This is a genomic window from Streptomyces sp. NPDC051020, from assembly GCF_040683105.1.
GTDB lineage: Bacteria > Actinomycetota > Actinomycetes > Streptomycetales > Streptomycetaceae > Streptomyces.
In genome coordinates, this window is record NZ_JBFBCG010000058.1 from 39,022 (window position 1) to 51,276 (window position 12,255).

Consider the following 12,255-nt stretch of genomic DNA (forward strand, 5'->3'; position numbering starts at 1 on the left):
AGAGCGTCACCGTGCCTCCCGACGATGCGCACGCTGATGGAGGAACCGGCCCCGCCCCACGGGCTGGTTCGGGCATCGAGGACACCCTGGACCTGAAGCTCTCCGACGAGTTCCTCGCGCTGTTCGGGGAAGGCACACCGGCATCAACACCGGCCACCGCCCTGTCCGGCACCTCCGACCTGCTCGACAACCCGGCCGAATGGCGACCGGTCACCACGACCGCCGGCGTGTTCCAGCTCGTCCCGGTGCGACTGGACCGCGACCTGGCCGTGATCAGTCGTTGGATGAACGACCCCGCGGTCGCCACCTTCTGGGAACTCGCAGGGGACGAAGGCGTCACCGCCACCCATCTACGCCCGCAACTCGACGGTGACGGACGCAGCGTCCCCTGCCTGGGCGTGCTCTCCGGCATTCCCATGAGCTACTGGGAGATCTATCGTGCGGACCTCGACCCACTGGCGCGCCACTATCCCGCCCGACCGCATGACACCGGAATCCACCTCCTCATCGGTGGTGTGAACAACCGCGGGCGCGGCATCGGCACCACCCTGCTCCGGGCCGCCTCCGACCTCGTACTCGACAACCGTCCCCTCTGCGCACGCGTCGTGGCGGAACCCGACTTGCGCAACACTCCCTCCGTCTCCGCCTTCCTGAGCGCCGGCTTCCGGTTCTCGGCGGAAGTCGAACTCCCCGACAAGCGAGCCGCCCTGATGGTCCGCGACCGAGCCCACCGTGCCCAGCTGTGAACGACCTGTTGCATTACTTACACCGCTCGAAGCCCATCGGTTCCGTCCCGAGGAGTCCCCGTGCCGAACAATCCTGCGAGCCATGAATCAGCGGAGTCTCCCGCGCTGCTCAGCACTCCAGAACTGAACCGGACGGTCTGGGAACGGGCTGCCGCCCGCCTGCTCGCGAAAATGCTCGGAGAGTTCGCCTACGAGGAAGTCATCGACCCGGTTCCCAGGGCCGCCGGGAGCGACGTCTACACCCTTGCGATGGACGACGGCGAAACCCTGAACTTCCGCGCCGGACGGGGTGTCTACGGCGGTTGGCATGTCGCCACCGACTCGATGCGGCTCAGCGACCGGAACGCGCCCGCGGGTACCGGTCAGGACGAGAGCACCGGGACCATCCCGTTCCGCGACCCGTTGCAGTTCCTTGCCCGCGCCCACCGTCTCCTCGAACTCGACGGCGCCACTCTCGGCCATCTGATCCGCGAGATCACCACCACACTCGCCGCCGACGCCCGGCTGGACCACACCGCGTTCACCGCCGCCCGGCTGGCCGAACTCGACTACGCCGAGCTCGAGGGACACCAGACCGGCCATCCGTGGCTCGTCGCCAACAAGGGGCGTCTCGGATTCTCCGCCGCCGACGCCTCCCGCTTCACGCCCGAGGCCCGCAGACCGGTCAGACTGCCGTGGATCGCCGTGAGCACCCGGATCGCCGGCTACCGAGGTGTGACCCGCCTTGCCACTCCCGAGCAGCTGTACGCGCAGGAACTCGACGCCTCGGTCCGCGCATCATTCACCGCCGAGCTCCGCGCCCGCGGCCTCGCCCCGGACTCCTACCTCTTTCTTCCCGTGCACCCCTGGCAGTGGGACGAATGGATCGTTCCGCTGTTCGCCCCGGCCATCGCCGACGGTGACATCGTTCCGCTGCACACCGACGAAGACCTACGGTTGCCGCAGCAGTCCATCCGTACCTTCGCCAACCTCGGACACCCCGACCGGCACACCGTCAAACTGCCGCTGTCGATCCTCAACACACTGGTCTGGCGGGGTCTCCCGACCGAGCGCACCCTCGCGGCACCCGCTGTCACCACCTGGGTCCAGGGCCTGCGCGACCGCGACCCCTTTCTGCGTGACACCTGTGGGGTCATCCTGCTCGGAGAGGTGGCCTCCGTAACCGTCGAGCATCCGCTCTACGACCATCTCCCGGAGACCCCGTACCAGTTCAAGGAAATCCTCGGCGCGATCTGGCGAGAGCCGCTCCACCCCCGGCTCGCGCCCGGTGAGCGCGCCCGCACGCTTGCGTCGCTGCTCCACACGGATCCGCACGGCCGCGCCTTCACGGCCGAGCTCGTCGCCCGCTCGGGTCTGACCCCCTCCGCCTGGCTGACCCGGCTCTTCGCCGCACTGCTCCCGCCGCTGCTGCACTTCCTCTATCAGTACGGCACGGTCTTCTCCCCCCACGGCGAGAACGCCATCGTGGTCTTCGACGACCAGGATGTGCCCGTACGGCTGGCGATCAAGGACTTCGTCGACGATGTGAACATCAGCGCCCGGCCGCTGCCGGAACACGCGACCATGCCGGACGACGTACGCAGCATCCTTCTCACCGAGGAGCCCGGCTTCCTCACCCAGTTCATCCACTCAGGGCTCTTCATCGGTGTCTTCCGATTCCTGTCCAGGCTGTGCGAGGAGCAGCTGGCTGTCCCGGAGGACGAATTCTGGTCACTCGTCCGAGCCGAGATCCTGCGTCACCACGCGCGCTTTCCCGAGCTCAAGGACCGCTTCGAGATGTTCGACATGCTGACGCCGCGCATCGAACGCCTCTGTCTCAACCGCAACCGCCTGTATCGCGACGGCTACCGCGACCGGCCCGAGCGCCCCCACGCCGCCGTCCACGGCACAGTTCCCAACCCACTCCACCCCTCTGCATGAGTCCTGGAGTGATCCCCGTTGTCAGTGGTGCACCGTAGGCTGGTCACGCTATGACAAAGCCATCCCTCCCCGAGCTCCTGCATGCCGCCGTGACCGCCGTCGGCGGTACGGAACGGCCTGGTCAGGCCTCCATGGCCGAGGCCGTTGCCGAGGCTGTCGACGACAATTCCCATCTGCTGGTCCAGGCCGGTACCGGCACGGGCAAGTCGCTCGGTTACCTGGTGCCCGCGCTGGCGCACGGGGAGCGCGTCGTGGTCGCCACGGCCACCCTGGCGCTGCAGCGCCAGCTCGTGGAGCGCGACCTTCCGCGTACGGTCGACGCACTGCATCCGCTGCTGCGCCGTAGACCCCAGTTCGCGATGCTCAAGGGGCGCTCGAACTATCTCTGTCTGCACCGGCTCCATGAAGGTGTCCCGCAGGAAGAGGAAGAGGGACTCTTCGACCAGTTCGAGGCCGCGGCGCCGTCGAGCAAGCTCGGCCAGGATCTGCTGCGGCTGCGGGACTGGTCGGACGAGACCGAGACCGGAGACCGCGACGACCTCACCCCCGGTGTCTCCGACCGGGCCTGGGCGCAGGTCTCCGTCTCCTCCCGGGAGTGCCTGGGTGCCAGCAAGTGCGCGTACGGCGCGGAGTGCTTCGCGGAGATGGCCCGCGAGCGCGCCAAGCTTGCCGATGTCGTCGTCACCAACCACGCGCTCCTCGCCATCGACGCGATCGAGGGGGCCCCGGTGCTCCCGCAGCATGAAGTGCTGATCGTCGACGAGGCCCACGAGCTGGTTTCCAGGGTCACCGGAGTGGCCACCGGCGAACTCACCCCCGGGCAGGTGAACCGGGCCGTGCGCCGCGCGGCGAAGCTGGTCAACGAGAAGGCCGCCGATGCCCTGCAGACCGCGGCGGAGGGCTTCGAGCGGGTGATGGAGCTGGCACTCCCCGGCCGCCTGGAAGAGGTCCCGGAGGACCTCGGCTACGCGCTGATGGCTCTCCGCGACGCTGCACGCACCGTGATCACGGCCCTGGGTTCCACCCGGGACAAGTCCGTCCAGGACGAGGATGCCGTCCGCAAGCAAGCAATGGCCTCCGTGGAGACGGTCCACGGCGTCGCCGAGCGCATCACCCAGGGGTCCGAGTACGACGTCGTCTGGTACGAGCGCCACGACCGCTTCGGCGCGTCCGTGCGCGTCGCCCCGCTCTCCGTCTCCGGCCTCCTGCGCGAGAAGCTCTTCGCGGACCGTTCCGTCGTCCTGACATCCGCCACGCTCAAGCTCGGCGGAGACTTCAACGGTGTGGGCGCGTCCCTGGGCCTGGCTCCCGAGGGCACCGAGGGCGACGACATCCCGCAGTGGAAGGGGCTCGACGTCGGCTCGCCCTTCGATTACCCGAAGCAGGGCATCCTGTATGTCGCCAGGCACCTGGCCACGCCCGGCCGGGAGGGTTCGCGCACCGACATGCTGGACGAGCTTGCCGAACTGGTGGAGGCCGCCGGCGGGCGCACGCTCGGGCTTTTCTCCTCCATGAGGGCCGCCCAGGCCGCCGCGGAGGAACTGCGTGGCCGGCTCGACAAGCCGATCCTGCTGCAGGGCGAGGAGACGCTGGGTGAGCTGATCAAGAACTTCGCGGCCGACCCCGAGACCTGTCTCTTCGGCACCCTCTCGCTCTGGCAGGGCGTCGATGTCCCGGGAGCGAGCTGCCAGTTGGTGATCATGGACAGGATCCCGTTCCCGCGTCCCGACGACCCGCTGATGAGCGCGCGCCAGAAGGCCGTCGAGGAGGCGGGGGGCAACGGGTTCATGGCTGTCGCGGCGACCCATGCCGCACTGCTGATGGCCCAGGGCGCCGGTCGTCTGGTCAGAGCCACGGGCGACAAGGGTGTGGTCGCGGTGCTCGACCCGAGGCTGGCCAATGCCCGGTACGGCAGCTATCTCCGGGCCTCGCTTCCCGACTTCTGGTACACGACGGACCGCAACCAGGCCCGCCGCTCTCTCGCGGCAATCGACGCTGCCGCCAAGGCCGACGGGCGGTGATCCGGTAGCCCGTCCAGGGCTTCTGTTCATCTGTGAGGGGTCGACGGCGTCAGCCGCACCGACAGGGCCCCGGGACCGGTGCAGCGGATCCCGGGGCCCTGTCGGAACAGGTGTCTCTTCACACGCGCCGCAGCACCGCCACGACCTTGCCGAGAATGGTTGCCTCGTCGCCAGGGATCGGCTGGTACGCGGAGTTGTGCGGGAGCAGCCATACATGGCCGTCCTCCCGCTTGAAGCGCTTGACGGTGGCCTCGCCGTCCAGCATCGCGGCCACGATGTCGCCGTTCTCCGCTACGGGCTGACGTCGGACGGTGACCCAGTCGCCGTCACAGATCGCAGCCTCGATCATCGAGTCGCCGACGACCTTCAGAACGAACAGCTCGCCGTCCCCGACCAGCTGGCGGGGGAGCGGAAAGACGTCCTCGACCGATTCCTCGGCGAGGATCGGGCCACCGGCTGCGATCCGCCCGACGAGCGGTACGTACGATGCGGCGGGCTTGCCGGTCGTGTCGGTCGGCTGCGTACTGGGCTGATCCGAACCACGGACCTCGTACGCCCGGGGACGGTGCGGGTCGCGGCGCAGGAAGCCCTTGCGCTCCAGGGCCATCAGCTGATGGGCGACCGAGGACGTGCTGGACAGGCCCACCGCCTGACCGATCTCCCGCATCGATGGCGGGTATCCCCGGCGTTGCACGGAATCCCGGATGACCTCGATCACGCGCCGTTGGCGGTCCGTGAGCCCCGAGCTGTCCGCTCGGATGCCTGGAGGTCGGCCGGGGAGCGAGCGTGCCGGTCGTGCCGGCTCTGGCCCCTCCGTGTTCGTGACTGAGTCATTCATGGCATGCACCGGCTGGAGTCGGCTCTGGGAGCGGTCCTGGGCAGTGATGGTGGCACTGTCTGCGGTGGTGGTCACGTCGGCCCCTCTCGAATGGTCTCCCTAGCTGGACAACGGTAGTAGCTTTCGAAAGGTTGCGCCAAACACACGTTCGAGTGAAAAACAAATAAAAGCCCGTGCCCTGTTCACTGCTGGGTGTATGAGCGAGGTTCGGGTGGGTTTCCGACGGTGTTCCGGCCCAGGTCCGGGTCGCTTTGTGGCGTTCCGGCGCGACCGGCAATTCGGAGCATTACGGTAGCCTTCGCGGCCGCGCCGCTGCCACGCGGGGTGCTCTTCCGGCGGCCGTTCGGGTCAGGCGCCGGGTGCCCCGCGATCCGTGCGGCCGGGAGTGTCCCGTAACCTCGTGGGCGGCCGCACGTTGCCTGCGGGCCGCCCGGGATGCGTGACACGCGCTAGGGCCAAATGCGCAACCAAACCCAAGATCTAGTGGTTGGATTGTTCCAGCCACCCAGAAGTTGTGGTCGCCGGTCGATCCGGCCGTGGCCATCGCCTATGCTTGTGGCTGCTTCGAAGGTCCCCAACAGGGCCTGGAGAGGCTATTCAGTCGTGCCGTGAAGGAGGGTTCGGAGCCATGCACTGCCCCTTCTGCAGGCACCCCGACAGCCGGGTCGTCGACAGTCGCACCACCGACGACGGCACGTCGATCCGTCGGCGCCGCCAGTGCCCCGACTGCTCCCGCCGTTTCACCACAGTGGAGACCTGCTCGCTGATGGTGGTGAAGCGCAGCGGGGTGACCGAGCCCTTCAGCCGCACCAAGGTCATTTCCGGCGTGCGCAAGGCGTGCCAGGGGCGGCCGGTCACCGAGGACGCCCTCGCCAAGCTCGGACAGCGGGTCGAGGAGGCGGTGCGCGCCACCGGAAGCGCCGAGCTGACCACCCACGACGTGGGTCTGGCCATTCTTGGCCCTTTGCAGGAACTCGACCTCGTCGCGTACCTGCGCTTCGCGTCCGTGTACCGGGCGTTCGACACACTTGAAGACTTCGAGGCCGCGATCGTGGAACTCCGCGAGCGACGGTCTCCCATGGAGGGATGCGGGACCGGCGGGACTCTCGAGGTTCCCGTTCCCGCCGTCGCCGCCGACTGAGTGACACCGGCTGATCGACACAGGGCTGTGAGATCAGCGGCAGGGCGGCTGCAGGAACCTGCTCCGGGTGCTGTGCGCGGCATCCGAAGCATCAGACACACACTGTGCCCCGGGAAGTTCTGGGCACTTCAGGGCGTTTTTGCCCACATATGGGAGGCGGCATGACAGAGACGGCGAGCGGCCCGGCACGAGGTTCCCGAGCCAAGGGATCCAAGTCGACTGCGACGAAGCAGGGCCTGCGTATCGAGCGCATCCACACCACCCCCGGCGTGCATCCGTACGACGAGGTGGCTTGGGAGCGCCGTGACGTCGTCATGACCAACTGGCGCGACGGCTCGATCAACTTCGAGCAGCGTGGCGTCGAGTTCCCCGACTTCTGGTCGGTGAACGCGGTCAACATCGTCACCAGCAAGTACTTCCGCGGTGCTGTGGGTACGCCGCAGCGCGAGACCGGTCTGCGACAGCTCATCGACCGGATCGTGAAGACGTACCGGAAGGCGGGCGAGGACTACAACTACTTCGCCTCCCCGGCCGACGCCGAGATCTTCGAGCACGAGCTGGCGTACGCCCTCCTGCACCAGATCTTCAGCTTCAACTCGCCGGTCTGGTTCAACGTCGGCACGCCCCAGCCGCAGCAGGTCTCCGCCTGCTTCATCCTGGCCGTCGACGACTCCATGGAGTCGATCCTCGACTGGTACAAGGAAGAGGGCATGATCTTCAAGGGCGGCTCCGGCGCCGGCCTGAACCTCTCCCGTATCCGCTCCTCCAAGGAGCTGCTGTCCTCCGGTGGCAACGCCTCCGGTCCTGTCTCCTTCATGCGTGGCGCCGACGCGTCCGCCGGAACGATCAAGTCCGGTGGCGCCACCCGCCGTGCGGCCAAGATGGTCATTCTCGATGTCGACCACCCCGACATCGAGAACTTCATCGAGACCAAGGTCAAGGAGGAGGAGAAGATCCGCGCCCTGCGCGACGCGGGCTTCGACATGGACCTGGGCGGCGACGACATCACGTCCGTCCAGTACCAGAACGCCAACAACTCGGTCCGCGTGAACGACGAGTTCATGAAGGCCGTCGAGTCCGGCGGGAAGTTCGGGCTGCGCGCCCGGATGACCGGTGACGTCATCGAAGAGGTCGAGGCCAAGTCCCTCTTCCGCAAGATGGCCGAGGCCGCGTGGGCCTGCGCCGACCCGGGTATCCAGTACGACGACACGATCAACCAGTGGCACACCTGCCCCGAGTCCGGCCGGATCAACGGCTCGAACCCGTGCAGCGAGTACATGCACCTGGACAACACGTCGTGCAACCTGGCCTCGCTGAACCTGATGAAGTTCCTCAAGGACGACGGCAAGGGCAACCAGTCCTTCGAGTCCGAGCGCTTCGCCAAGGTCGTCGAGCTCGTCATCACCGCGATGGACATCTCCATCTGCTTCGCCGACTTCCCGACCCAGAAGATCGGCGAGAACACCCGCGCCTTCCGTCAGCTGGGTATCGGCTACGCGAACCTCGGCGCCCTGCTGATGGCGACCGGCCACGCGTACGACAGCGACGGCGGCCGCGCCCTCGCCGGGGCCATCACCTCGCTGATGACCGGCACCTCGTACAAGCGCTCCGCCGAGCTCGCCGCGGTCGTCGGCCCGTACGACGGCTACGCCCGCAATGCCGAGCCGCACCAGCGGGTCATGAAGCAGCACGCCGACGCCAACGCCGCGGCCGTCCACATGGACGACCTGGACAACCCGATCTGGGCCGCCGCCACGGAGGCCTGGCAGGACGTCATCCGCCTCGGCGCGAAGAACGGTTTCCGCAACGCACAGGCCTCGGTCATCGCGCCCACCGGCACCATCGGTCTCGCGATGTCCTGCGACACCACCGGCCTCGAGCCCGACCTCGCCCTGGTCAAGTTCAAGAAGCTGGTCGGCGGCGGCTCGATGCAGATCGTCAACGGCACCGTTCCGCAGGCTCTGCGCCGCCTGGGCTACCAGGAGGAGCAGATCGAGGCGATCGTCGCCCACATCGCCGAGCACGGCAATGTGATCGGCGCCCCCGGTCTGAAGGCCGAGCACTACGAGGTCTTCGACTGCGCGATGGGCGAGCGTTCCATCTCAGCGATGGGCCACGTGCGCATGATGGCGGCCATCCAGCCGTGGATCTCCGGCGCGCTCTCCAAGACGGTGAACCTGCCGGAGACGGCCACCGTCGAGGACGTCGAGGAGGTCTACTTCGAGGCGTGGAAGATGGGCGTCAAGGCGCTCGCCATCTACCGCGACAACTGCAAGGTCGGCCAGCCCCTCTCCGCGAAGACCAAGGAGAAGGAGAAGGCCGAGGTTACGGCCAAGGCCGAGGAGACCATCCGCAGCGCGGTCGAGAAGGTCGTCGAGTACCGCCCGGTCCGCAAGCGTCTGCCCAAGGGCCGTCCCGGCATCACCACCTCCTTCACGGTGGGTGGCGCCGAGGGCTACATGACCGCCAATTCCTACCCGGACGACGGTCTCGGTGAGGTCTTCCTGAAGATGTCCAAGCAGGGTTCCACCCTTGCCGGCATGATGGACGCCTTCTCCATCGCCGTCTCGGTCGGTCTGCAGTACGGCGTCCCGCTGGAGACGTACGTCTCGAAGTTCACCAACATGCGCTTCGAGCCGGCCGGCATGACGGACGACCCGGATGTGCGGATGGCGCAGTCGATCGTCGACTACATCTTCCGTCGCCTGGCGCTGGACTTTCTGCCCTTCGAGACCCGTTCGGCACTCGGCATCCACTCGGCCGAGGAGCGTCAGCGTCACCTCGACACCGGTTCGTACGAGCCGTCTCTCGAGGACGACGAGCTGGATGTCGAGGGCCTGGCCCAGTCCGCCCCGCTCCGGACGGAGCCGCTGAAGGCGGTAGCCGCTCCGCAGGAGGCGGAGATGCCCGCTCCGAGGACGGCACACACCTCGGCGGAGCTCGTCGAGATGCAGCTGGGCATCAGCGCGGACGCGCCGCTGTGCTTCTCCTGCGGTACGAAGATGCAGCGCGCCGGGTCCTGCTACATCTGTGAGGGCTGCGGCTCGACCAGCGGCTGCAGCTGATCCAGAGCCCCGTAGGGGCATGAAGCACCGGTCAGGGCGGTGGAGTCGGTCTCTCGACTCCGCCGCCCTCGGCGTCCGTCCTGCCGGCGCCCAAGGTGTCAGGTGCCCGGCTTGTGGTTTCCCATGATCGCGGCATACGAACCGGGGTCGCCGTCGAAGCCCCGGACCGTTCCATCGAACGTCCAGATGCCCGATCCGTCCCGGACGAACTCGGCCACGGTCGCCGCGGTAGCGGTGGCGACCCCGGAGAAGTCGTCCTCCGCCAGGTTCGTGTAGCCCTCGCGAATCTGCACGCCGGTATTGGCTATGTCGCCGAACGTCTTCCGGCCGTCGCGCTGCTGAATGACCACTCCGACCACGACCCGGGCGTACGCGGTCGACAGCCGCTCCAGTTCCAGAGTCATCACCTCGTCGAAACCGAGACCCTGGCCGGTCCTGCTGTCGCGGTTCAGCGTGATGGTGCCGTCCGGCGAGCGGCTGTCGAAGTGCACGAGATACGAGGGGCTGCCGGACGGTTCGTCCGCCGGGTAGGTCGCCGCGATGATGTCGAGGTCGTGAGCGGGCGCGCCCGGCGGACTCGGGTCCCACTTGAGCTTGACCTCGACCTTTTCGAAGTCCTTGTTGGGAGTGCTCATCGCGCTTCCCTCCTTGTCGCTGGGCCGTCGGACCGGTCGTACCATCCGATCATGTCCGTAACTCTCCCTGGAGCCAACCGGCTTGGGAGCGGGCGGCGGAATCGGGCCATAGTTGTTCCCGGCGCCTTTCAGTGCGGGATGCGGCGCGGTGGACGCTGGCTGATCTCTTCGCGGAAGAGCTCGATCGCGCTGCTCACCTGCCGCATCAGGTGGGTGTTCTCGATGCGGTCGAGGTAGAGACAGTTGCGGGCCAGCCCTTCCAGCTCGAAGGCGAAGCAGAGCGTCATCAGCGGGTTGATGAACAGCTCGCTGCCACGGGTGCGTGACGTGAACTGGACGTCCCCGAAAGCGCCCTGGACCGCGGCGGCGATCGATCCGTTGACGATGCTCGGGTCCTCGGGCGTGTGCTCCTGGGCGTGTGCCACCGCGTCGACGAAGAGGGCTCCCTCGCGCGTCGTACGGGAGACGGAGAATGCTCCGAGGCAGGCGCCGTCGCGTTCGAGAGCGGCGATGTTCTCCAGGACGAGTCCGTGGCTCACCCCGTGGTACGCGTCGATTCCGAAGCCGACGGAGACGACAAGGCGCTCCGGTACGTCGATTCCGGCGAGGGCGGCGACACTGGTCAGGTCTTCCTCCGGGGTGCCGAGCCCGGTTTCGTCTCCACGCATCAGGATGTCCGTACCGCCGTCGACAAGGACGACCGCATCGATGTCGTACCGCTCGATCAGCGCCCGGTAGGCCGCGCGCAGCGGCTGCACTCCCACCCGGGTGAAGGCGTGCACGGTGCTCGGGTAGTGGTGCAGCTCGAGCCACTGGGCGAGGGTGCGTTCCGGGAAGTACGCCTGATGGAGGGCCGTTTCAGGGGTGATGACTGCGACGTCCGGTGCCAGCCAGGCGTTGAGGGGAAGCCCTTCGAGCGCGCTGAACGACAGATTGGCGAGCCGGACGTCCTTGCCCTGATGGAGCAGGGAGAGCGCCACCGGCAGGCCCGCGTAGATGTCGAAGCCGCCGCCCGCCCCGGCCACGAGGATGCGCTCGGCCGATTCGAGACGCGCGAACAGAGGGTTGGTGTGGAAGGCCGTCATGGAGATCATTCTCCGGTCCTGGTTAACCGGTTCGGGCGCACTCCGGCAGAGCATGACCCGCGCCACGTTCGGCGCCGTACGATAGCGCGGTGCTGGTCAAGTGGATTCGCTGCACCGTGATGGATCGTCGTGGTTTCGAGCGGGGGCAGCGAAAGTGGGCGGGGCTGCTCGGTGAGCCGGGGTTCAGGGGACAGGGGGGCGGATGGAGTCGGGGGCGGCCGGAGGTTGCCCATGTGTTCGCGTTCTGGGAGAACCGGGTCTTCTACGACTCCTTCATGGCGCGCGCGCATGACCAGTTGGCTGCGGCGCAGTCCGGAACGTACAGCGACATCCAGGTCAAACTGTTCGAATGCCGCTTCGACGTGAAGACCGGCTTCGAGCCGCATTTCACTGATGCGGACGTGGTCAGAGTGGCACACAGCACCGTGCATGAGGACCGCGTGGAGCATTTCACGCTGATGCAGCAGCGGGTGTGGAATCCGGCGATGGCCGGATCGCCCGGAATGCTGCGCGGTGTGTTCGGTGAAGCGCCGGGGCACGAGTTCCTCGTGTTGTCGATGTGGCAGTCGAGCGCTGAGCGGGGCAAGTACCGGCCGGGGAGCGTCGAACGGCTTTCGCAACGGGCGCAGACCGAGGACGATGTGGCGGCTCTGGCGGGGGACGTCGTGCAACTCGAGCCCTCCTGGACAGTCTGAGCTGACGGCACCCGGGGCCCTTGCGCCAGTGCCGCGACCGGCAAGGTTTGCGCGCACCGGCCACCTCGCCGACCGCATCGGCCGCAAACCCTTGATCGTCACCGGCATG

At 67.5% G+C, this 12,255-nt stretch carries 9 protein-coding genes; 6 read left to right on the top strand and 3 right to left on the bottom strand.

Features of this window, described 5'->3' with window-relative positions:
• Positions 1-11: 11 nt before the first annotated feature.
• From AB0N06_RS27235 to AB0N06_RS27245, 3 genes are read left to right on the top strand one after another with little or no spacing between them, the layout of a single operon-like run.
• Positions 12-746 (top strand): GNAT family N-acetyltransferase, encoded by a 735-nt coding sequence (locus AB0N06_RS27235; RefSeq protein WP_366137308.1) that lies wholly within the window; start codon positions 12-14, stop codon positions 744-746.
• Positions 747-806: 60 nt separating this feature from the next.
• Positions 807-2,666 carry an IucA/IucC family siderophore biosynthesis protein gene (locus AB0N06_RS27240; protein WP_366137310.1) on the top strand — a complete coding sequence of 620 codons (1,860 nt, stop codon included), beginning with the start codon at positions 807-809 and terminating at the stop codon, positions 2,664-2,666.
• A gap of 50 nt (positions 2,667-2,716) precedes the next feature.
• On the top strand, positions 2,717-4,687 hold the full coding sequence (locus AB0N06_RS27245; RefSeq protein WP_366137311.1) for an ATP-dependent DNA helicase: 1,971 nt from the start codon (positions 2,717-2,719) through the stop codon (positions 4,685-4,687).
• A gap of 118 nt (positions 4,688-4,805) precedes the next feature.
• Here the strand turns inward: AB0N06_RS27245 and lexA are convergent, their stop codons facing one another.
• A complete protein-coding gene (gene lexA / locus AB0N06_RS27250; RefSeq protein WP_266980763.1) occupies positions 4,806-5,600 on the bottom strand; it encodes a transcriptional repressor LexA in 795 nt (264 codons plus the stop codon).
• 553 nt (positions 5,601-6,153) lie between these two features.
• On the opposite strand from lexA, the gene nrdR reads away from it, so the two are divergent.
• Both nrdR and AB0N06_RS27260 read left to right on the top strand, forming a co-directional pair.
• Positions 6,154-6,666: a transcriptional regulator NrdR gene (gene nrdR, locus AB0N06_RS27255; RefSeq protein WP_366137312.1), complete on the top strand. Its 513-nt coding sequence runs from the start codon at positions 6,154-6,156 to the stop codon at positions 6,664-6,666.
• A 161-nt stretch (positions 6,667-6,827) separates the two neighbouring features.
• Complete coding sequence (locus AB0N06_RS27260; RefSeq protein WP_366137313.1) at positions 6,828-9,731, top strand: vitamin B12-dependent ribonucleotide reductase; 2,904 nt, start codon at positions 6,828-6,830, stop codon at positions 9,729-9,731.
• 98 nt (positions 9,732-9,829) lie between these two features.
• Here the strand turns inward: AB0N06_RS27260 and AB0N06_RS27265 are convergent, their stop codons facing one another.
• Positions 9,830-10,366 carry a TerD family protein gene (locus AB0N06_RS27265; RefSeq protein ID WP_366137314.1) on the bottom strand — a complete coding sequence of 179 codons (537 nt, stop codon included), beginning with the start codon at positions 10,364-10,366 and terminating at the stop codon, positions 9,830-9,832.
• A 128-nt stretch (positions 10,367-10,494) separates the two neighbouring features.
• Positions 10,495-11,451, bottom strand: coding sequence for a DUF1152 domain-containing protein (locus AB0N06_RS27270; RefSeq protein WP_366137319.1), 957 nt, complete (start codon positions 11,449-11,451; stop codon positions 10,495-10,497).
• An 89-nt stretch (positions 11,452-11,540) separates the two neighbouring features.
• Between AB0N06_RS27270 and AB0N06_RS27275 the strand changes: the two genes are divergently transcribed.
• Positions 11,541-12,146, top strand: coding sequence for a YdbC family protein (locus AB0N06_RS27275; RefSeq protein WP_366137315.1), 606 nt, complete (start codon positions 11,541-11,543; stop codon positions 12,144-12,146).
• The last annotated feature ends 109 nt before the right edge of the window (positions 12,147-12,255 follow it).